We start from the raw sequence: 20,487 nt of genomic DNA on the forward strand, positions 1-20,487 counted from the left end.
CCTCTTCGCTGTTCCCACTCTCGCGCAGCCGACGCCGTTCCGTACCGCACTCCGGCGCCCTTGTCCGGTACCTGACGTCCGCCCCCGCGGGACCCGTTCACGAAAACGGGGAAGGGCCCCGGCCGTCCCCTTACGGCCGGGCCCCGTCAGGAGTGGTTCAGCGGTGGCCGAACCACGTCATGGAAGAGAGCGCCCGGTCGTCGTAGCCGAACAGGGCCTGGTTCTCCCAGCCGTTGCCGGAGGAGGCGTCGGCCGGGTCCCAGCCGTTGCCGGCGACGGCGGTCCAGGTCGCCTCCCAGTAGAAGACGCCGAGGCCGCGGCCGTTCGGGACGGCCTCGACGATGCTCGCCACGTCGTTCATCCACTTGGCCTGCCCGGCCACGGTCGCGGGGTATCCGGAGACCAGCTCACCGGTGGTGTCGATCTGGTCGGCGAGCGAGTCGTCGCTGTCCAGCCGGAAGGGGTAGGCCGTCTCTGCGACGAACACCGGCCTTCCGTAGCGGGCGGCCGCGTCGTCCAGGGTGGTCTGGAAGCCGGAGAGCGGGCCGTGCCAGTAGCCGTAGTACGACAGGCCGATCGCATCGAACTTGACTCCGTTCGCGACCGCCTTGTCGAACCACCACTCCGTGCCGGCCTCGTCCCCGCCCTTGGCCAGGTGCAGCGCCACCAGCGTTGACGGGTTGACCGCCTTGACGGCGTCGTAGCCCGAGTTGATCAACCCCGCGAGCTGTCCCCAGTTGTCCGTCGATCCCTCCGGCCACAGCATGCCGCCGTTGATCTCGTTGCCCACCTGGACCATGTCGGCGGTGGTGCCCTGGGCCTTGAGCGCGTTCAGCACGTCGAAGGTGTGGTGGTACACGTCCGTCTTGAGGGCGCTGTACGAGTGGCCCTCCCAGGCGGCCGGCTCGGCCTGCCGGCCGGGGTCGGCCCAGGTGTCCGAGTAGTGGAAGTCGACCAGCAGCTTCATGCCCCGCGCCTTGACGCGCCTGGCCATGGTGAGGACATGCGCCTTGTCGTTGAAGCCGTCGGCCGGACTCACCCAGACCTTCAGGCGCGCGTAGTTCATGCCGTACGACTTCAGGACGGCGAGCGCGTCGCCGGTGCTGCCGGAACTCGTCCTGTAGACACCGCCCTTGGCCTCGCTCTTGGCGAGGGAGGAGACATCGGCGCCATGGATGGATGTACCGACGGTGCCGGACGTGAAGGTCAGGTCGTCAACATTGATCCAGTTGCCGGCATGCGCGTCACTGTTGATGCTGACCGTGCACTGGTTGTTGGTCACGTTGACCGGGGTGACGATACGGATCCACCCACTGGACGAGATCGGCAGATCCGTGCGCTGCTCGGGGCTCCCGCAGTTCTTGAGCGCCATGTAGGCGGCGTTCTGTCCGCCGCTGGACCGCACCCAGGCGGTGAGGGTGTAGTTCCCGTTGGCCAGTCCCGACAGGTACTGGTACGTCTCCACCTTGTAGGCGGCGGAAGAGTAGTGGGCGAGGCGGTGACTCCCGCCGTGGCCGCCGGACTCGGTGTACGAGGCGCCGGTGTCGCCGTACTCCGACCAGCCGGTGGGCTTCGCCGCGCCGGAACCGTCCGACTCGAAGCCGCCGTTGGTCAGGGTGACCGCGGCCCGGGCGCTCGGGGCGGGCAGGGCGGTGAGGGCGAGCCCGGCCGCGAGCGGCAGCAGCAAAACCCTGATGGTGCGTCCGGGGTGGAGCTTCATCGTCCGTCGTCCCTTCGACGTGGCTGGGGAGCCGGTTCAGCCGTCGAGTCGTACGACCCGCACGGCCCCCGCCGGGACCGCGAGGCGGCCCGCGGCGCGTTCGCCCGTCAGCAGCTCGGTGCCGGGCGCGTCCAGCGGCACCTTGGTGTCGCCGGTGGTGTGGTTGATCGCGAAGAGGTAGGTCCCCGACTCGCCGCTGCGGCGCACGACCTCCACATCGCGGGGCAGGTCGGGGCGCGGCGCGATCCGGGCGTCGTCGGCGGCCCAGCCGATGAGCAGGTCCAGGCCGTGGGCGTCGAGGCGGGTGGAGACGTACCAGGCGGTGCCCTCGCCGAGCCGGTGCCGGGTGAGCGCCGGGTGGCCCGCGGTGAGGCCGTCGGCGTACGTCCACACGGTGTCGGCGCCGTGCGGCACCACGAACTCCGTCCACACCTCGCCGGTCAGCTCGGAGCCGTCGGGACCGGCCAGGCGCACCTGCTCGTCCTTCAGCAGCGGTGAGAACTCCTCCACGGTGAGGCCGAGGACATCGCGCAGTGCGCCCGGGCAGGAGCCCTCGTGGACGGCGTCGTGCTCGTCGACGATGCCGGAGAAGTACGACACGACGAGTGTGCCGCCGTTGTCGACGTACTCCCTGAGGTTGTTCCCGGCCGCCTCGGTCATCAGGTAGAGGGCCGGTACGACGACCAGGGGATAGGCCGACAAGTCGGCTTCCGGGTGGGCGAAGTCGACGGTGAGGTGACGGTCGTAGAGGGCTTCGTAGAAGGCGTCGGCGCGCTCGCGCGGGTCGTGGTCCTCGCTGGGCCGTTCGCGGGCCTCGCCCAGCAGGCCGGCGCCCGGTGGTGGACCACCTCGGGCGACAAGTGGAAGGTCGCCGTCAACGACGCCGCCACCCGCAAGGTCGCCGAGTTCTGGGGCAGTCTGGTCAAGGAGGGTGTCATCGACAACCAGCCGATGTACCAGCCGGCCTGGAACAAGGCGCTCGACACCGGCAAGGAGATCGCCTGGGTCAGCGCGGTCTGGGCGCCGGGCACGCTCACCACCGCCGCGCCGGACACCAAGGGCAAGTGGGCCATGGCCCCGCTCCCCCAGTGGTCGCTCGACCAGGACGTCACCGGCAGCTGGGGCGGCTCCTCCACCGCGGTCACCACCGACTCCCCGCACCGGGCCGCCGCCGCGAAGTTCGCCGCCTGGCTGAACACCGACCGCGACGCCCTGAACGCGCTGGCGAAGGAGGGCGGCATCTACCCGGCCTCCACCTCGGCCCAGCTCAGCGGCGCCTTCGCCACCCCGCCGGCGTTCTTCTCCAACCAGCCGGACTTCTACACCAGGGCCGCCGCCATCGCGAAGACCACCGCGCCCTCCGCGTGTGGCCCGAACGTGAACGTCGCCTACGCGACCTTCAACGACGCGTTCGGCGCCGCCGCCAGGAACAAGTCGGACTTCGGCGCGGCCCTGGACAGGATGCAGGACGACACGGTCGCCGACCTGGAGAAGCAGGGCTTCGGGGTCTCCCGGTGACCGGCCCCGCACGCCGGACGGCGCAGGCGGTCGAGGGGGCGCCGTACGCCCATCCGTCTCCCGGGACCGCGCTCCGGCGAGCGCGCGGCGCGCCCTATGTCTTCCTGCTGCCCGCCACGGTCCTCTTCGCCCTGTTCTTCGCGCTGCCGATCGGTTACGCGCTCTGGCTCAGCTTCCGCAAGGTGCACGTCTTCGGCCTCGGCCTGGGGGCGCACGCCCGCAGCGAGGTCTGGGCCGGCTTCGAGAACTACACCGAGGCCTTCCACGACAGCGAGTTCCTGGACGGCGGGCTGCGTGTCCTCGGCTACGGGTGCATCGTCGTCCCGGTGATGCTCGGCCTCGCGCTGCTGTTCGCTCTGATGCTGGACTCCGAGAGGGTGCGGCTCGCCCCGTTCACCCGCCTCGCGATCTTCCTGCCGTACGCCGTCCCGGGCGTGGTGGCCGCGCTGATGTGGGGCTTTCTGTACCTCCCGGACGTCAGCCCGTTCTACTTCGTGCTCGACCGGCTGGGTCTGCCACAGCCGGACCTGCTGGACGGCGGTCCGCTGTACCTCGCCCTGGCGAACATCGCGGTCTGGGGCGGCACCGGCTTCAACATGATCGTCATCCACACCTCGCTCAGGTCGGTCCCGGCCGAGGTGTACGAGGCGGCGAAGCTGGACGGCGCCACCCCGCTGCAGATCGCGCTGCGGATCAAGATCCCGATGGTGGCGCCCTCGCTGGTGCTGACCTTCTTCTTCTCGATCATCGCAACGCTCCAGGTGTTCAACGAGCCGACCACCCTCAAGCCGCTGACGAACTCCGTGAACACGAGCTGGAGTCCGCTGATGAAGGTGTACCAGGACGCCTTCCACCGGGGCGACATCCACGCGGCCGCCGCCGAGGCGACCCTGATCGCGCTGGCCACCCTGGTGCTGTCCTTCGGGTTCCTGCGCGCCGCGAACCGTCGTCACCGGCAGGAGGAGGCCCGATGAGTTCACTCGCCGTCCGCAAGGCCGCTCCGGCCGCGGGCACCGCTGCGGGTACGGCCCAGGGCCCGCCGCCACGCCGCCGCACCGCCCTGGTGCCGACGCTCACGCTGCTGTCCGGCGCGCTCTACACGCTGCTGCCGGTGGCCTGGGTGGTGATCGCGTCCACCAAGTCCGGGCACGAGCTGTTCTCCACCTTCACCTTCCTGCCCGGCACCGGTTTCACAGGCAACATCAGGGACCTGGACGCCTACCGCGGCGGCATCTACTGGACCTGGATGGGCAACTCCGCGCTGTACGCCGGTCTCGGCGCGCTGCTGTCGACCGCAGTCTCGGCGTTCAGCGGCTACGCGCTCGCGACCTACCGCTTCCGTGGCCGCGAGACGATGTTCAACGTCCTGCTCGCGGGGGTCCTGATGCCCCCGGTGATCCTCGCCGTCCCGCAGTACCTGCTGCTGGCGAAGGCCGGCCTCACGGACTCCTACCTGTCCGTGCTGCTGCCGCAGATCCTCTCCCCCTACGGCGTCTATCTGTCCCGCGTCTACGCGGCGGCCGCCGTCCCCGCCGACGTGGTGGAGGCCGGGCGGATGGACGGGGCGAGCGAGTGGCGGATCTTCACCCGGATCGCGCTGCCGATGATGGTCCCCGGCATGGTCACGGTGTTCCTGTTCCAGTTCGTGGCCGTGTGGAACAACTTCCTGCTGCCGTACATCATGCTCAGCGACGACGAGCGGTTCCCGCTCACGCTGGGTCTGTACACACTGCTGGAGCAGGGCTCCAACACTCCGGCGCTGTACACGCTGGTGATCACGGGCGCGTTCCTCGCGGTCCTCCCGCTGGTCGCGCTGTTCCTGGTCATCCAGCGCTTCTGGAGTCTGGATCTGCTGTCCGGGGCCGTAAAGTCATGACCATGAGCAATGCGGGGGGCCGGCGCAGAGCGCCGACGATCCACGACGTGGCGCGCGAGGCAGGGGTCTCACGGGGCACCGTCTCGCGCGTGCTCAACGGCGGTCACTACGTCAGCCCCGCCGCACAGGAGGCGGTCGACGCCGCCATCCGCAGGACCGGGTACGTCGTGAACCGGCACGCACGCTCGCTGATCACCGGACGCTCGGACTCGGTCGGCTTCCTGCTGACCGAGCCGCAGGAGCGGTTCTTCGAGGACCCCAACTTCAATGTGCTGCTGCGTGGTTGCACGCAGGCACTGGCCGCGCAAGACATCCCGCTGCTGCTGATGCTGGCGGGTACGAAGGACGAACGGCGGCGCATCACGCGGTACATCACCGCCGGGCACGTCGACGGCGTGCTGCTGGTCTCCAGCCACTCCGGCGATCCGGTCGCCGAGGAGCTGCGGGAGGCGGGCGTGCCGCTGGTGGCCTGCGGCAAACCGATCGGCCTCGGCTCCAAGGTCGGCTATGTGGCGGCCGACGACCGCGACGGCGCCCGGGACATGGTCCGGCACCTGCTCTCGCTCGGCCGCCGCCGGATCGGTGTGGTCACCGGCCCGCTGGACACGCCGGGCGGGGTGGAGCGGCTCGCCGGGTACAAGGAGGTGCTCGCCGGGGCGGGTGTCGAGGTGGACGAGCGGCTGATCGTCTCCGGCGACTACAGCCGGGCCAGCGGGGAGACGGGCGCGGAGCGGCTGCTCGCCCGGGCCCCGGACATGGACGCCGTGTTCGTCGCCTCCGACCTGATGGCGCAGGGCGTGCTGACGGCCCTGCACCGGGCGGGCAGGCGGGTGCCGGACGACATCGCCGTCGGCGGCTTCGACGACTCCCCCGCGGCGACCGCCGCCACCCCGGCCCTCACCACCGTCCGGCAGCCGTGGGACCGGATCAGCGCCGAGATGGTGCGGGTGCTGCTCGCGCAGATCGGCGGCGAGGACCCGGCCGCGGTGATCCTGCCGACGGAACTGGTGCGCCGCGACTCGACGTGAGCGCAGGCTGCCGACGGCTGTCGGGGCAGGTCGCCCGTGCACCGGGTCCGGCCGGCCCCGTCCCGCAGGCGAGGAGCACCGCCCGGGCCCGGTCGCGCAGGCCGGGCCCTGCGCTCGCGCCCGGGGAGGCCGCAACCGGTCAGGATCGGAGAAGCGGTGGCGGGCTCCCCGGCCCTAGCGTGATGTGTACCGGCGGGAAGGCCCGTCGGACCGCGCAACGTGAAGGAGTGAGTCGCATGACCGCCGGCCTGCAGACGATCATCTACCCCGTGAAGGACGCGAAGGCGGCCAAGGCTCTGTTCACCGCCCTGCTGGGCGTCGAGCCGTACGCCGACGAGCCGTACTACATCGGTTTCAAGGCAGCCGGACAGGATGTCGGGCTCGACCCGAACGGGCACGCGCAGGGCCTGACCGGACCGGTGCCGTTCTGGCACGTCACCGATCTTCGGGACCGGCTCGCGGCCCTGGTCGAGGCGGGTGCGGAGGTGCTCCAGGACGTGCGGGACGTCGGCAACGGAAGGCTGGTCGCCTCCGTGAAGGACCCCGACGGCAACCTGATCGGCCTTCTCCAGGACCCGGCCGTCTGAGCTCCGGGCACCCGCTTGCGCCCGCACTAGTTGCACACTCAACGATTGGCTGAATCGGTGCTACGGTGCGGGTATGGCAGTCAAGACGGCCGACACCCGGCTCGAGGAGCGCTGGCGGGACATCCTCTCGGTGCACGCGCACACGATGTGCGAGATCGACCGGGTCCTGCACCCGCACGGACTGGGCGCCAGCGATTTCGAGGTGCTGGACCTCCTGGCGACCGAGTCGCCCGCGCAGGGCGACCAGTGCCGGGTGCAGAACCTGGTGGGACGGGTCCATCTCAGCCAGAGCGCACTCTCCCGGCTGATCGGCCGCCTGGAGAAGGAGGGCCTGGTCGAGCGCTCGGTGTGTGCGGAGGACCGGCGTGGCGTGTGGGTCGCGCTCACGCACAAGGGCCGCGAGCTGTACACCGAGGTACTGCCCCTGCAACGGGCGGTGCTGGAGCGCATGCTGGCCGAACGGGCCGGCTAGAGGACCAGCTCCGTCCCGTCCGGCAGGACCTCCACCCCCTGCTCGGCCACCCGCGCGCGGGCCGGTGAGGCCGGATCGAGCAGCGGATTGGTGTTGTTGAGGTGGGTGTAGATCCGGCGCGGCCCGGGATGGCGGGCCAGGGCCGCCAGTGACCCACGGCGGCCGAGGACCGGCAGATGCCCCATCGCGGCCTGACCGGCACCGGTCCGCACCGCCGTGCCCATCTCGTCGGCGGCGAAGAAAGTGCCGTCCAGCAGCACACAGTCGGCCTCCGTGCACAGGTCCTCCAGGACGGGACTCCAGGCTCCGACGCAGGGCGCGTACACCAGCACTCCCCCGCTGGCCAGGTCCTCCACGCGGTACGCCGTCACCCACGCGGCCTCGGGTGACGGTGCCGGCGCCGGTACGTACTTCGGGATCTTGGTGCCCACGGGGTGGGCCGTGACGACCAGGCCGCCGGCCAGCACGAAGCCGCCGGCTGCCAGGCTGTCGGCCCACTCCCAGGACGCGTAGCGATCCAGTGCGGCGCGTGCGGGGGCGAGCACGGCACGGACGGGCGGGGCCGCGTAGACCTTCAGGCCCGCCGCCCCGCGCAGCTCGGTGAGTCCCGTGACGTGGTCGGCCTCCGCGTCGGTGAGCAGCACGCCGCGCAGCGGGGTGTCCCGGGCTCCTGGGCCGGGCCACAGGGCGCGGGTGGCGGTGAGCTGGGCACGCAGATCGGGCGAGGCGTTGAGCAGCCACCAGTCGCGCCCGTTGCCGGTGACGGCGGCGCACTCCTGGGTACGGGACGGCAGTTCGCCGTCCCGGGCGGCCGCGCACAGCGCGCAGGCGCAGTTCCACTGCGGGAAGCCGCCTCCGGCGGCGGTGCCCAGCAGGACGACCCTCACGATCATCGGCTCCTTCGCGCGCACCGGATCTTCGCCCGGACCTTCCGCCCGGACTTCTCGCCCGGACTTCTCGCCCGGCCCTTCCGCTGGGATCTTCCCGCCGGAAGGCGGAGTGACTACTCGGAGACGGGGGGCAGTTCCGGCCGTCCTGCGCCGGGCCGCCGGTCCTCCGGGCGGTCCGGCGGGATGGGCCCGCCGGAGAAGTCGCGCGGTCCGGTCCACAGACCGGGCACCGCGTCGCAGCGGCGGCACAGCTCGTAGGCGATCGACTCGTAGTTGACCCGCCAGCCCTGGAAGTGCGGCCAGGCCTCCTTCGGGGTCCGCTCCGCCCGGAAGCCGGCCGCCCCCAGCATGGCCACCGCCTCGTCGAACTCGGCGAAGGCCAGCAGGATCGGACTGCCCGGCGACGGGTCCGGGTCGAAGGGGATGCGCAGGGCTCGGGCGATGTCCCGCAGGGCGGTGAACCCGGCGCGCAGCACGAGACGGGCCTCCGGCGGGGCGAGCCGCGGGTCGAGCGCCAGCTGCAGGGCGGCCGCGTCCATGACGGCGATGAGCCCGACCAGCCAGCTGCGGTGCGGGCGCGGCGAGCGGAAGGTCAGCAGGATCGGATAGGTGGAGTGGCTCTCGCCCATGTCCGAGGCGAGACGTTCCCAGGCGCGGTACAGCGCGGGCAGTGCGGTCTCGGTGTCGACCAGCCACTGCCGGGCGAGGATCTCCGGGCCCCAGGCGGGCTCGCCGGCCCGGGCCTGCAGCAGGGTGACCTCCAGTTCACGGCGGTTGTAGGCGCCGTAGAGGGTGGGCAGGTAGGCGATCTGCAGGGCGATCAGGACCGGGCCGGTGGCGGCGGCAAGGAAGTCGAGCACCGACAGGTTCAGCCGGGCGCCACTGGCGAAGCCGAGCGTGAAGAGGCTGGAGCCCGCCTCGCGGAAGGCGGTGGCCCAGGACAGCGGGGACACCGCGTACAGCAGCAGGCCGAAGCCGAGCAGGGCCCCGCCGAGCCAGCTGGCGAGCATACCGATCAGCATCAGCGGTGCGAGCCAGGTCTGGGCCCGGTCGATGGCGTCGTATCCGCCGCGCGGGGCGGTGAGCCGCAGGAGCCTGCGCAGCAGCCACCACAGGCGGAACACCAGCGAGGAGTAGAGGCCGCGGGGCACCACGAGGGTGCGGAGGATGCTGGTCAGGACCAGCACCAGTACCAGTCCGCCTGCTACGCCGGAGATCCATTGCATGGGGACATCTTGTCGCCCATGGGGGTGGGACTTCCGGTTCGTGGACGGCTGCCGGTGCGCGTTTCGGTCTCCCGCGCGGTCCCCCGCGCCTCCTCGGGTGGGCTGCGGCTCACCGCGCCAGCAGCGTGCGGACCCCCTGGGACGTGAGCGTCAGGCCGTGGGAGGAGTTGCCGTCTATCGCCAGTGAGAGGTCGTCGTCGGGCCACTGCGAGGCCAGGGCGCCGAGCGGCACCAGGCGGTAGCGGGAGACGAACGGGAGCAGCTCGGCCATCGTCCCTTCCGAGGTGAACACGGGGACGACCGCGTCGCCGTCGGCCTGTTCGAGGATGGGCAGGGCGACCGTCGAGGCACCGGCGCCTTCCCCGTCCACCGCGTCGTCCGGCACCGGGACGAGCACATCGCTGTGGGCGAGGGTGTCCAGGGCCGTCTGGTCCTCGGCGTTCACGGCCAGCGCGTCGAGCGCCTGCTGGGCCGGCGTCGGAAGGTGGTCGTCGTATGCGGGTGTCTCCATGGCAGATCCCCAGGTAGCGGCGGTCGTACGGCTGCACGCGCGGGCAGGCGCCCGGCGCACTCTCGCCTCGCGTACCCCTTGCGGTCCAGGGCATGCGTGTCCGGCTCGCACCCGGCGCAGGCCGGATCCGGGGGGCTGACCGGGGGATCAGCCGAAGGCTGGGGCCGGCCGCACCTGGTCGCGGAGGAGCGGACCGACGGCGTGCTCCACCGGGGAAGGCCGGGAGGGCCGTGCGCCTCCAGCCGGACCGGGCAGCCCGGTGGATCCGCGCCCGCGAAGGACGCGCGGCCGGTATGTGACCGGCGTGCGCCTTTCCTTTCCCTTCCCACGATCCCGTCCCGTCCTTTCCCTTCCCTTCCTTTCGCGCGGTCCCGACGCCCCTTTCGCGCGGTCCCGACGCCCCTTCCCCACGGTCCCGGCGGCCCTTCCCCGCGATCCGGGTGGCCCTTCCCCACGGTCCCGGCGGCCCGGGGGAATTCAGCCCTTGAGCAGCTCGGCGAACCGCTCCGCGCTCACGTTGCCGCCGGACAGGATGACGCCGACCCGGCGCGGGAGCGGATCGACCCGGTGGGCCACCAGAGCGGCCAGGGCGCTGGCGCCGCTCGGTTCCACCACCGTCTTCAGACGCTCGAAGGCGAACCGCATCGCGTCCCGGATCTGGTCGTCGCTGACCAGCGAAATACCGTCCACCAGCAGCCTGTTGAGGGAGAAGGTGAGTTCGCCGGGAATGTCGGCCGCCTGGCCGTCCGCGATGGTGCGCGGGACCGGGATGGCGACCCGGTGGCCCGCCTCCAGGGACCGCTTGGTGTCGTCACCGGCCTCCGGTTCGACGCCGATGACACGGATGCCCGGCACCAGCCCCTTGGCGGCTACCGCGCTGCCCGCGATCAGGCCGCCGCCCCCGACGGGCACGACCAGGGCGTCCAACTCGCCCGCTTCCTCGATGAGTTCCAGGGCGGCCGTGCCCTGTCCCGCGATGATGTGCGGGTGCTCGTACGGAGGCACGAGGACGAGACCCCGGTCGGCGGCGAGCGCCTCGCCGATCGCCACCCGGTCGCCGGTGTAGCGGTCGTAGGTGACGATCTCCGCGCCATAGCCGGCGGTGGCCTCGAGCTTGGAGCGCGGGGTGTCCTCGGGCATCAGGATCACGGCAGTGGTGCCGAATTCGCGGGCGGCGAGGGCGATGGCCTGTGCATGGTTGCCGGAGGAGTACGCCGCGACACCCTTGGCCAGCTGCTCGGCGGACAGCCGGGACAGGGCGTGGTAGGCGCCGCGGAACTTGAACGCGCCCATGCGCTGCAGGTTCTCGCACTTGATGTGGACCTCGGCGCCGACGAGTTCGTCGAGGGTGCGCGAGCGCAGGACGGGAGTGCGGTGGGCGACGCCCTTGATGCGCTGCGCGGCCTCCTGGACGTCCTGGAGCGTCACGGGCTGGCTGTGGGGCATGTACGTACTCCGTTCTGGGCACGGCAGGCCCCGCGCGGGAGGTCTGCCTGCCGCGGGACCGCCGGGTACCCCTGGAATCCGGGAACTTCCTTAGAATCATTGTCTATCATGTGGACGAAGAGTCCAGAGTGCCTGCCGAGAGCGGAGACGAGCGGATGACGGACGCGCGGGCGACGGCTGCACGGGCCCGGACCGACGGGGCCGGCGACGAGCAGGACGCGGTGATCGCCGCTCTCACACCGGTGATCGACGGGATCGCCGCCACCTTCGGATCCTGCTGCGAGGTGGTGATCCACGACTTCCGCCGCCCGGAGAACTCCGTCGTGGCCCTCGCCGGGTCGGTGACCGGGCGAGGGGTCGGCGGATCGATGAGCGAGATCGGCATGAAGCTCCTGGCGCGCGGCGACGAGGCGCGCGACGAGCTGAACTACCTCACGCGCACGCAGGACGGAAAGCTGCTCAAATCCTCCACGATGCCGCTGCGCGATTCCACCGGCGCGGTGTTCGGCGCCCTGTGCGTCAATCTCGACGTCACCGCGATCAGCCAAGTGCACGCACTGGTGGGTGAGCTGGCCGGTGTCGCCGGAGCCCCGGCGGGCCTGCCGACCACCACGTTCGGCGACGACATCGGTGCGGTCGTCGACGCCATCGTGGACGCCCGTCAGCTCAGCAGCACCAAGACCTGGGCGCACCTCGGCCGCGCCGAGCGGCTGGACCTGTTCCGCGATCTGGACCGGCGTGGTGTGTTCGCCGTACGCGGCGCGGTCCAGCAGGTCGCCGTGCGGCTCGGCATCTCACGAGCCTCGGCCTACAACTACCTGGCGGCCGCCCGGAACACCGACGGCACCGGCTGAACGGGGACCGTCCGGAGAGGCCGGTGTCAGCGGGTACGCACGAGGCGTGTCCTTCGGGAACCGCACGACGGTGCGCGGCACACCCGCGCAGGACCGGCCCGGCAGAACCGGCCCGGCAGAACCGGGCCGGCAGGGGCGCGCGGCCGACGGGGTCAGTCCCGCTCCCGGAAGGTCTGCCGAAGCTCCGCGAAGGCGGTGGGCCGTGACCGGTCCGCCAGGAAGTCCCGGATACGCAGGGCGCACTCCCGCGGGGACAGCAGGCTGGTGTCCACGTCGAGGTCGTGCGGCCCGTGGGAGTGCACCTGGTCGAACTGCAGGGCGGCAAGACCCGGTTGCCGGTCGCCGCGCTCCCGCTCACGGCGTTCGAGTTCGGACAGGGGGCAGCGGACGGCGACCAGGACCGTGTCGTCGGGCACGAGCAGATCGAGCAGGTCCAGCAGTCGCCAGCGGCGGCTGAGCGGATGGTCCACGACGATGTTGTTGCCGGCGGCGGCCATGCCGGCGACCGCGCGGTGGAAGCCCTTGGCGGTGCGGTCGATCTCCGCCTGGAGGTCCTCGTCGGCGATGGAGTGGTCGCAGCGCATGGCGTGAAAGGCGTCGACGGGCATGTGGAACCAGATGCCGTCGAGCAGGTCGAGGAGCGCCCGGGCGATGCTGGACTTGCCGGAGCTGGAGGTGCCGTTGAGCAGGATGACCGTGCCTCCGGCGGCGGTGTCGGGGATCCGCGTATGCTCCGGGTCGGCCGTTGCCGGGCGCGTCTCGGTCGCCATGTCATGGTCCTTTCGTTCACCAGGCTCCTGACTCGGTACAGGCTCCACGATCATCGCATGGCGCACGTCGAGTGAACTCCCGCCACCGCGGTCGCACCGTCCGCAGGCGGCTGGGCAGGGGGTGCGGAGCAGCTGCCGTCGCTACACCGGCACCAGACGCCCCCGGCCGCTTAATTCACCTCTTGACGAAAGTGGGCCGGGCCTCTACGTTCGCCCACGAGTGAGGAGTTGACATGCGCAAGGTGTTGTCCACCGCCCAACTGGGCGCCGTCCTCGGTGCGTTGGCCCTCGTCGTGGCGCTGCCGGCCCAGGCTCACGCCTCCGTCCTGCAGTTGCTGCCGCAGAACGCCGACGGTCTGGAGCAGACCTTCTCCCCCGCCTACGACTACGACGGCGACGGCTGCTACGCCACCGCCGCCATCGGAGCCGACGGGACCCTCAACCCCGGTCTGAAACTCGGCGGCGACGTCAACGGGCACTGCCACGACTACGCCCAGCTGGCCAACGCCAACACCTACTCACGGGAGAAGTGCAACAACGGCTGGTGCGCGGTGATGTACGCCAGCTACTTCGAGAAGGACCAGGCCACCCTGGGCCCGGCGGCCATCGGCCACACCCACGACTGGGAGCACGTCGTGGTGTGGATCAACAACAACGAGGTCCAGTACGTCTCGGTGTCCCAGCACACCGGCTACCAGGTGGCCGGCCGTTCCTCGGTCCGCTTCGACGGTACGCACCCGAAGATCGTCTACCACAAGGACGGGGCGTCCACCCACGACTTCCGCTTCGCCAACACCAACGACGAGCCTCCGGAGAACGCGACCGGCGGGTGGTTCTACCCGCGCCTCGTGGGCTGGAACGGCTACCCGGCCGGCTATCGCGACAAGCTCATGAACGCCGACTTCGGCGCCGCCACCATCAAGATCAAGGACGGCGACTTCGCGTACGCCCTCGCGCACTCGATGCCCTCCGGCATCCCCTTCGATCCGAACGCCTGACGCGCGGACGGGCGGGCGTTCACCGCACACGAAGGCCCGCCTGCCCGGCACGCCTCTTCGGCGCGCCTGCCCGGCAGGCGGGCGCGGGCGCGGGCAGGATGAACGGCCTCCCACCGGGCGTTCCCAGATTCCGTACACCCGGCCCAGATCGCGGTAGATCCAGTCGACTCGCTCGCCGTCCACGATCAGCCATGCGCCGCCGTCCACCCATGCCCCCAGCCGCCGTCGCTGCCACTGCCGCTGTCGCCGTCGCTGCCGCTGCCGCTGCCGCTGCCGCTGCCGCTGCCGCTGCCGCTGCCGCTGTCGCTGTCGCTGTCGCTGTCGCTGTCGGCGGACGCTGATCGTCATCGCAGTGCAGTGCAATGCAATGCAATGCAGTGCAGTGCAGTGCTGATATTCACCAGCTGGGTTTCTTCCCGAAACTCTCTATCATCGGGAACATGAAACGGACGACGTTCGCCAACTGGCCGTGCTCCATCGCGCGAGCCCTTGACCTGCTGGGTGACCACTGGACGCCTCTCGTCGTACGGGAGGCGTTCTACGGCATCCGCCGCTTCGACGAGTTCCAGCAGGAGCTGGGCATCGCGCGCAACACCCTGACCGACCGGCTGCGCCGCCTGGTGGACGAGGGCGTGCTGGAGAAGCGGCTCTACGAGAACGAGCCGCCTCGCTACGACTACGTCCTCACGGAGAAGGGCCGCGACCTGTTCACCGTGCTGGCCGCGATGTCCCGGTGGGGCGACCGCTGGCTGGCGGGCGAGGAAGGCGTCCCGGTGGTGTTCCACCACGACGCGTGCGACCACGACACCACTGCCGAGGTGGTGTGTTCCGCCTGCCGCAGACCCCTGGTGGCACAGGAGACCTCGATGCGGATGGGCCCCGGGTACCCGGAACGGCTCAAGCGCCGGCCGGATGTGCGGCGCCGGTTCGGCACGGACTGATCACGACCTCGGCACACCGCCCCTTGACAGGTAAGTCTTACGACGCAACTCTGACGGTCACATCCCTGGACGGCAAGGAGGCCGACGGACGTGGAGTGGACGGGCGCGCGTTACGCGGACAGACCCACGGTCGAGGTACGGACCTGGATCGAAGCCCCGCCGGAGCGGGTGTGGTCGCTGGTGAGCGACATCGCCCTGATGCCGGCCATGAGTGAGGAACTCCAGTCGGTCGAATGGCTCGACGGTGCCGAGGGGCCGACCGTGGGCGCCAGGTTCGTCGGCCACAGCAGACACCAGTCGTTCGGAGAGTGGTCGACCACCTCGCATGTGATCGAGTACGAGCCCGGACTGGTTTTCGCCTGGGCGGTGGAGGACCCCGCCCTGCCCGCCGCGATCTGGCGTTTCCGCCTTCGGCCCCAGGACGGCGGGACGGAGCTGTCGCAGTGGATGCAGCTGGGCCCGGGCCGCTCCGGGCTCTCCGTCGCGATCGACAGCATGCCGGAGAAAGAGCAGAAAATCGTGTTCGTACGGCTGCGCGAGTTCGAGCGGAACATCGCCTCGACCCTTGCGCAGATCAAGAAGCGGGCGGAGGCATGATGCGCACGGCCACCACGGTCGAGGCCTCGGGTGACGGGAACTGGGCCCAGCAGGCGGACTTCGTCGTCGAGGCGGAAAAAGTGGGCCTGGACATCTGCTGGGTCGCCGAGGCATGGGGCTCCGACGCTCCCTCCGCGCTGGGCTACTACGCCGCGCTCACGGACCGGATGCTGCTGGGATCCGCTGTCATGCAGCTGGGCACGCGCACCCCGGCCGCCGTCGCACAGACCGCCATCACGCTGTCCAACCTGTCCGGCGGGCGCTTCCTGCTCGGCCTGGGCGCCTCGGGCCCGCAAGTGATCGAGGGGCTGCACGGGGTCGCCTTCGCCCGGCCGCTGCGGCGTATGCGGGAAACCGTCGAGATCGTCCAGCGACTGCTCGACGGCGGCAAACTCTCCTATTCCGGCGCGGAGTTCACCATCCCACGGCCCGGCAGCGAAGCAGTACCGATGCGGCTCTCCGCGCGGGCCGAGCACCAGGTCCCCGTCTATCTGGCCGCGTTGTCCCCTGCCATGCTGCGGCTGACCGGTGAAGTCGCCGACGGCTGGCTCGGCACCAGTTTCGTACCCGAGGGTGCCGGCGAGGCCTACTTCGCCCACCTCGACGACGGCCTGGCGCGCAGCGGCCGGACGCGTGCCGCCCTGGACGTCTGCCAGGGCGCCGAGGTCGCCTTCGCCCCCGACGAGGACGCACTCGCCGCGATGATCGCCGGGCGCAAGAAGGAACTGGCCTTCAGCCTGGGCGGCATGGGATCCGCGTCGACCAACTTCTACAACAACGCGTACAGCCGTCAGGGCTGGGCCGAGGTCGCCGCCGAGGTCCGCGAGCGGTGGCAGGCCGGTGACCGGGACGGCGCGGCGGCCCTGGTGACCGACGAGATGGTGCTGGGCACCACGCTGATCGGTACGGAGACCATGGTGCGCGAGCGGCTCCGGGTGTGGCGCGAGGCCGGCGTCGACACCGTACGCCTCTACCCGGCCGGGGAGACCCTGGAGGCCCGTCTCACCACCCTGGCCAGGGCGATCGAACTGGTGCGGGACACCGACGGCGCATCCTGAACCGGGACTTCACTCCGGCACCGGCCCAGCGCCGGTGCCGGACCGGTGCGGATACCGGCCCGATATGGATACCGGCCCGGCACGGATAGCGACCCGATATGGATACCGGCCCGGCACGGATAGCGACCCGATATGGATTCCGGCCCGATGCGAATGCCGGACCGGTGCAGAAACCGACCCGATGCGGATTCCGGCTCTACGCGGGTGCCGCCGCGGCCGTCTCGGCTGCCGCGGCCCCCTGCCGTTCGTGGTGAAAAGTCCAGCGGCGTGACCGGTGGGGCCGCGGCGGCCCCTGCCAACGTTGTCAGATCCGACTGGTCTACACCCTTGACTGGTACATACCAAAGCGGTTGAGTGTGGCTCCACACCCCCACCGCATCTGCCCGGACCCCGTGCCCGACACCGTCGGAACGTGCGTGCAAGACGCCGCCCTGCGTCCGGTGCAGCCTGACTCCGCAAAGGAGTTGACCCCGTGTCGAAGCGCCGCCTCTCCGCATTCCTGGCCGCGATCGTGGTCGGTACCGCCGCACCGGTGCTGCTGCCGGCCGCAGGAGCTTCCGCCGCGGCCTGCTCGAGCTACCCGAGCTGGACGGCCGGCAAGTCCTACGTCACCGGCGACATCGTCCGGTACACCGACGGCAAGGCCTACATCGCAGAGCACGACAACCCGGGCTACGACCCGACCATCAGCACCTGGTACTGGGATCCCTACGGCTGCGACGGCGGCTCCACCGACCCCTCGGGCAGCTTCGTCGTGAATGAAGCGCAGTTCAACCAGATGTTCCCGAACCGGAATCCCTTCTACACCTACACCGGACTCGTGGCCGCGCTGAGCGCCTACCCGGGATTCACCAACACCGGCAGCGACACCGTCAAGAAGCAGGAGGCCGCGGCCTTCCTCGCCAACGTCAGCCACGAGACCGGCGGGCTGGTGTACGTGGTGGAACAGAACACGGCCAACTACCCGCACTACTGCGACTGGAGCCAGCCCTACGGCTGCCCGGCCGGCCAGTCCGCGTACTACGGCCGCGGCCCCCTCCAGATCAGCTGGAACTTCAACTACAAGGCGGCGGGCGACGCGCTCGGCATCGATCTGCTCAACAACCCCAATCTCGTGCAGACCGATCCATCCGTCGCCTGGAAGACGGGGCTCTGGTACTGGAACACGCAGTCCGGACCCGGCACGATGACGCCCCACAACGCGATGGTCAACGGCGTCGGATTCGGCCAGACGATCCGCAGCATCAACGGCTCCCTGGAGTGCGACGGCAAGAACCCCGCACAGGTGCAGAGCCGGGTCGATGCCTACCAGCGCTTCGTACAGATCCTGGGCACCTCGGCGGGCAACAACCTCTACTGCTGATCAACACCTGTCGAACGGCCCGGCACCGGCTCCTGCCGCGGCGGGCGCCCGGGCCGTCTCGACCCCGATGCCGGAACCGGCTCCGGTGACCACGGCCCGGCGGGCGCTCAGCCGTTGAGCATCCCCATGAACTCGGGTGCGTAGCGGTCACCGGTCACCACACCGTGGGGAGCGACCGCCTCGATCGCCGCGATGTCCTCGGCGGTGAGGTTCACCCCGGTCGCGGCGGCGTTCTCCTCCAGGTAACGGCGGCGCTTGGTGCCGGGGATGGCGACCGCGCCCTGGTGCTGGACCCAGGCGAGGGCCAGCTGGGAGGGCGTGACCTCCTTGGCCGAGGCGATGCGGCGGACCTCGCGGACGACGTCGAGGTTGCGGTCGAAGTTCTCACCCTGGAAGCGCGGGTCGGTGCGGCGCCAGTCGTCCTCGGCGAAGTCCTGGGGGCTGGTGATGGCGCCGGACAGGAAGCCGCGCCCCAGCGGGGAGTACGCGACCAGGCCGATCCCCAGTTCCCGCAGGGTGTCGAGCACACCGTTGTGCTCGATGTCGCGCTCGAAGAGCGAGTACTCGGTCTGCACCGCAGTGAGCGGGTGCACGGCGTGGGCACGCCGGATCGTCGGGGCGGACGCCTCACACACACCGATGTGGCGGACCTTGCCCTCGGCGACCAGTTCGGCCAGCGCGCCGACGCTCTCCTCGACCGGCACCTCGGGGTCGATGCGGTGCAGGTAATAGAGGTCGACGTGATCGGTGCCAAGGTGCCGCAGGGAGCGTTCGAGCGCCCGGCGCACATACTCCGGCCGGCCGTTGAGGCCGAGCGGGCGGCCGTCGTCGGTGATCTCGACACCCGTCTTGGTGGCGAGGACGGCGGCATCCCGGCGCCCGGCCAGCGCCTTGCCGACGAGCTGCTCGTTGACGAACGGGCCGTAGCTCTCGGCGGTGTCCAGCAGGGTGACGCCCAGCTCCAGCGCGCGGTCGACGGTGGCCAGTGACTCGGTCTCGTCGGTGGCGCCGTAGAAGGCGCTCATGCCCATGCAGCCGAGGCCCTGGGTGCCGACGATCAGGCCCTGGCTGCCCAGTGCGCGGTGTTCCATGAGGGTTGCTCCATTCCATAACTAACTGGATAGATACATACCGTAGACCCGGCGGCCACCAGTGTCAATAACTAGATAGTTACTTGCTAGGGTGACGGACATGACACGCGACTCCAGCGCCACCAAGGCCCGGCTGCTCGACGCCGCCTTCAGCGAATTCGCCGCCTACGGCATCGCCGGGGCCCGGGTGGACCGGATCGCCGAGACCGCGGGCGTGAACAAGCGGCTGATCTACGTCTACTTCGGCAACAAGGAACAGCTGTTCGACGAGGTGCTGCAGCGGGCCCTGACGGCGGGTGCCGAATCGGTGCCGTTCGACGTCGAGGACCTGCCGGGGTACGCGGGCGCGATCTTCGACCACCTCGTCGCCCGGCCGGACCTCATGCGCCTGCGTCTGTGGAAGCTCCTGGAGCGCCCCTCCGCCACCGGCCTCGAACCGGACGCCTACAGCCGCAAGGCCGCCGAAGTGGCCTCCGCCCAGCAGCACGGCCGTCTCTCTCCGGAAATCGAGCCGGGCGACCTGCTGGCCATGGTCCTCTCCGTGGCCCAGGCGTGGTTCTGGGCCACCGAGGGCGCCGGCGAGGAGGGGGCGTGGCCGTCCTGGTCGGCCGAGCGGCTGGCCCTCCACCGCGCGGCCGTCGTCGAGGCCGCCCGCCGGATCAGCGAGCCGAGGGCCACGAGCGAGTAGCAGCGCCACCGGCGCGAGCCCGGGCACGTGACGGATCCGTCGCACGGTCCGCCCGGCTCACCCTCCCGCGTGCCGCGAAGGACGAGGGGGATTACCGCTGGCCGGTAGAGCGGTTTCCGGCTTCCAGGGTTGTCCCCGCCCTCTCTCGGAGGCAGCGTTGAAACCACGGAAAAGGTATCAAAAGGGACATTCGTAAGGCAGAGGTCCGTGCGTCATCCGCATCTGCCCTGCCCGTCCAAAGCGCATACCAGGTCCACAGCCTGACGGCCCCTCTTCCGTGCGCGTCCTCTTCGACGCGCTCCCGGTTTCGATCCACTCAGGAGATTGATCATGCGTATTGCCAAATGGCCTCTGGCTGCTCTTGCGGGTCTCGTCCTGGCACTGGGAGGTGCCGCCACGTCGGCTGTCGCCGCGCCGATGAGCGCTGGTCATCACCATGACCACCACCATGGTTACGACGTCAGTTACGTCGACTTCCGACACGATCACGGCGGCTGGGGCCACGACCATGGCGGTTGGGGTTACGACCACGACAACCGGGGTTACGACCACGGCGGCGGATACGGCCATGGCGGCGGTTACGGCGGCGGCCACGGCGGAGGCGGTTACGGCGGCGGTCACGGCGGGGGCGGCCACGGCGGGGGCGGCCACGGCGGCGGCGGGGGCGGCCACGGACGGTAGTCCCGTCGCCGAAGGGGCCGGCCTGCAGCCGGCCCCTTCCCGCGTCCTCCCGCCCCGCCCGGTCCCTCGGACGCAGCGGCATCACAGCTGCGGCCGGAGCGCAGCCGAGGGCGTTGCCTCGGCCGGTGATGATCACTAAGGTCGGCCGGGTGACTGCCGGGTCGGCCATGGG

The 20,487-nt window shown here is 70.6% G+C and carries 20 protein-coding genes and 2 pseudogenes; 14 read left to right on the forward strand and 8 right to left on the reverse strand.

Annotation, left to right across the window (positions count from 1 at the left end; translation table 11 throughout):
• Window positions 1-157: 157 nt before the first annotated feature.
• Together ACZ7P3_RS10320 and ACZ7P3_RS10325 are read right to left on the reverse strand one after the other, a co-directional pair.
• Window positions 158-1,720, reverse strand: coding sequence for a glycosyl hydrolase 53 family protein (locus ACZ7P3_RS10320; protein ID WP_472080466.1), 1,563 nt, complete (start codon window positions 1,718-1,720; stop codon window positions 158-160).
• A 36-nt stretch (window positions 1,721-1,756) separates the two neighbouring features.
• Window positions 1,757-2,524, reverse strand: a pseudogene (locus ACZ7P3_RS10325) (beta-galactosidase trimerization domain-containing protein); the annotation flags it as partial.
• On the opposite strand from ACZ7P3_RS10325, the pseudogene ACZ7P3_RS10330 reads away from it, so the two are divergent.
• The 6 genes and pseudogenes from ACZ7P3_RS10330 to ACZ7P3_RS10355 all read left to right on the forward strand — a co-directional run.
• A pseudogene (locus ACZ7P3_RS10330) lies at window positions 2,516-3,238 on the forward strand (type 2 periplasmic-binding domain-containing protein); the annotation flags it as partial. The pseudogenes ACZ7P3_RS10325 and ACZ7P3_RS10330 overlap by 9 nt on opposite strands.
• 104 nt (window positions 3,239-3,342) lie before the next feature.
• Window positions 3,343-4,212, forward strand: coding sequence for a carbohydrate ABC transporter permease (locus ACZ7P3_RS10335; RefSeq protein ID WP_472081041.1), 870 nt, complete (start codon window positions 3,343-3,345; stop codon window positions 4,210-4,212).
• Complete coding sequence (locus ACZ7P3_RS10340; RefSeq protein ID WP_472080468.1) at window positions 4,209-5,114, forward strand: carbohydrate ABC transporter permease; 906 nt, start codon at window positions 4,209-4,211, stop codon at window positions 5,112-5,114. Before ACZ7P3_RS10335 ends, ACZ7P3_RS10340 begins: the two co-directional genes overlap by 4 nt.
• On the forward strand, window positions 5,111-6,142 hold the full coding sequence (locus ACZ7P3_RS10345; RefSeq protein ID WP_472080470.1) for a LacI family DNA-binding transcriptional regulator: 1,032 nt from the start codon (window positions 5,111-5,113) through the stop codon (window positions 6,140-6,142). Before ACZ7P3_RS10340 ends, ACZ7P3_RS10345 begins: the two co-directional genes overlap by 4 nt.
• A gap of 236 nt (window positions 6,143-6,378) precedes the next feature.
• Entirely contained in the window at window positions 6,379-6,729 is a 351-nt protein-coding gene (locus ACZ7P3_RS10350; protein ID WP_472080472.1) for a VOC family protein, read from the forward strand.
• Between the two features lie 73 nt (window positions 6,730-6,802).
• A complete protein-coding gene (locus tag ACZ7P3_RS10355; RefSeq protein ID WP_472080473.1) occupies window positions 6,803-7,201 on the forward strand; it encodes a MarR family winged helix-turn-helix transcriptional regulator in 399 nt (132 codons plus the stop codon).
• Here ACZ7P3_RS10355 and pqqB read toward each other — a convergent pair.
• The 4 genes from pqqB to ACZ7P3_RS10375 all read right to left on the reverse strand — a co-directional run bounded on the left by pqqB (window position 7,198) and on the right by ACZ7P3_RS10375 (window position 11,274).
• Window positions 7,198-8,094 carry a pyrroloquinoline quinone biosynthesis protein PqqB gene (pqqB, locus tag ACZ7P3_RS10360; RefSeq protein WP_472080474.1) on the reverse strand — a complete coding sequence of 299 codons (897 nt, stop codon included), beginning with the start codon at window positions 8,092-8,094 and terminating at the stop codon, window positions 7,198-7,200. The two genes, ACZ7P3_RS10355 and pqqB, sit on opposite strands and share 4 nt — an antisense overlap.
• A 110-nt stretch (window positions 8,095-8,204) precedes the next feature.
• Window positions 8,205-9,317 carry a hypothetical protein gene (locus ACZ7P3_RS10365; protein ID WP_472080475.1) on the reverse strand — a complete coding sequence of 371 codons (1,113 nt, stop codon included), beginning with the start codon at window positions 9,315-9,317 and terminating at the stop codon, window positions 8,205-8,207.
• 109 nt (window positions 9,318-9,426) lie between these two features.
• Entirely contained in the window at window positions 9,427-9,828 is a 402-nt protein-coding gene (locus ACZ7P3_RS10370; protein WP_472080476.1) for an SseB family protein, read from the reverse strand.
• Between the two features lie 477 nt (window positions 9,829-10,305).
• Complete coding sequence (locus tag ACZ7P3_RS10375; RefSeq protein ID WP_472080477.1) at window positions 10,306-11,274, reverse strand: pyridoxal-phosphate dependent enzyme; 969 nt, start codon at window positions 11,272-11,274, stop codon at window positions 10,306-10,308.
• Between the two features lie 155 nt (window positions 11,275-11,429).
• Between ACZ7P3_RS10375 and ACZ7P3_RS10380 the strand changes: the two genes are divergently transcribed.
• On the forward strand, window positions 11,430-12,128 hold the full coding sequence (locus ACZ7P3_RS10380; RefSeq protein WP_472081042.1) for a helix-turn-helix transcriptional regulator: 699 nt from the start codon (window positions 11,430-11,432) through the stop codon (window positions 12,126-12,128).
• Window positions 12,129-12,280: 152 nt separating this feature from the next.
• Here ACZ7P3_RS10380 and ACZ7P3_RS10385 read toward each other — a convergent pair whose 3' ends face one another.
• On the reverse strand, window positions 12,281-12,898 hold the full coding sequence (locus ACZ7P3_RS10385; protein ID WP_472080478.1) for a phosphotransferase-like protein: 618 nt from the start codon (window positions 12,896-12,898) through the stop codon (window positions 12,281-12,283).
• A gap of 233 nt (window positions 12,899-13,131) precedes the next feature.
• On the opposite strand from ACZ7P3_RS10385, the gene ACZ7P3_RS10390 reads away from it, so the two are divergent.
• From ACZ7P3_RS10390 to ACZ7P3_RS10410, 5 genes are all read left to right on the forward strand, one after another.
• Window positions 13,132-13,896, forward strand: a complete 765-nt coding sequence (locus ACZ7P3_RS10390) for an NPP1 family protein (RefSeq protein WP_472080479.1) — start codon at window positions 13,132-13,134, stop codon at window positions 13,894-13,896.
• Window positions 13,897-14,336: 440 nt separating this feature from the next.
• The gene (locus tag ACZ7P3_RS10395; RefSeq protein WP_472080481.1) at window positions 14,337-14,837 is read left to right on the forward strand and encodes a winged helix-turn-helix transcriptional regulator; all 501 of its coding nucleotides are present in this window, start codon (window positions 14,337-14,339) and stop codon (window positions 14,835-14,837) included.
• A 90-nt stretch (window positions 14,838-14,927) separates the two neighbouring features.
• Window positions 14,928-15,434, forward strand: coding sequence for an SRPBCC family protein (locus ACZ7P3_RS10400; RefSeq protein WP_472080482.1), 507 nt, complete (start codon window positions 14,928-14,930; stop codon window positions 15,432-15,434).
• Window positions 15,434-16,492: an LLM class flavin-dependent oxidoreductase gene (locus tag ACZ7P3_RS10405; RefSeq protein ID WP_472081043.1), complete on the forward strand. Its 1,059-nt coding sequence runs from the start codon at window positions 15,434-15,436 to the stop codon at window positions 16,490-16,492. Before ACZ7P3_RS10400 ends, ACZ7P3_RS10405 begins: the two co-directional genes overlap by 1 nt.
• Window positions 16,493-16,964: 472 nt before the next feature.
• On the forward strand, window positions 16,965-17,855 hold the full coding sequence (locus ACZ7P3_RS10410; RefSeq protein WP_472080483.1) for a glycoside hydrolase family 19 protein: 891 nt from the start codon (window positions 16,965-16,967) through the stop codon (window positions 17,853-17,855).
• A 107-nt stretch (window positions 17,856-17,962) separates the two neighbouring features.
• On the opposite strand, the gene ACZ7P3_RS10415 is transcribed toward ACZ7P3_RS10410, so the two are convergent.
• Entirely contained in the window at window positions 17,963-18,946 is a 984-nt protein-coding gene (locus ACZ7P3_RS10415) for an aldo/keto reductase (RefSeq protein ID WP_472080484.1), read from the reverse strand.
• A gap of 100 nt (window positions 18,947-19,046) precedes the next feature.
• Between ACZ7P3_RS10415 and ACZ7P3_RS10420 the strand changes: the two genes are divergently transcribed.
• Both ACZ7P3_RS10420 and ACZ7P3_RS10425 read left to right on the forward strand, forming a co-directional pair.
• Window positions 19,047-19,634, forward strand: coding sequence for a TetR/AcrR family transcriptional regulator (locus tag ACZ7P3_RS10420; protein ID WP_472080485.1), 588 nt, complete (start codon window positions 19,047-19,049; stop codon window positions 19,632-19,634).
• Between the two features lie 330 nt (window positions 19,635-19,964).
• Complete coding sequence (locus tag ACZ7P3_RS10425; protein ID WP_472080486.1) at window positions 19,965-20,315, forward strand: hypothetical protein; 351 nt, start codon at window positions 19,965-19,967, stop codon at window positions 20,313-20,315.
• The last annotated feature ends 172 nt before the right edge of the window (window positions 20,316-20,487 follow it).

It is taken from the genome of Streptomyces sp. NPDC107581 (assembly GCF_055657175.1).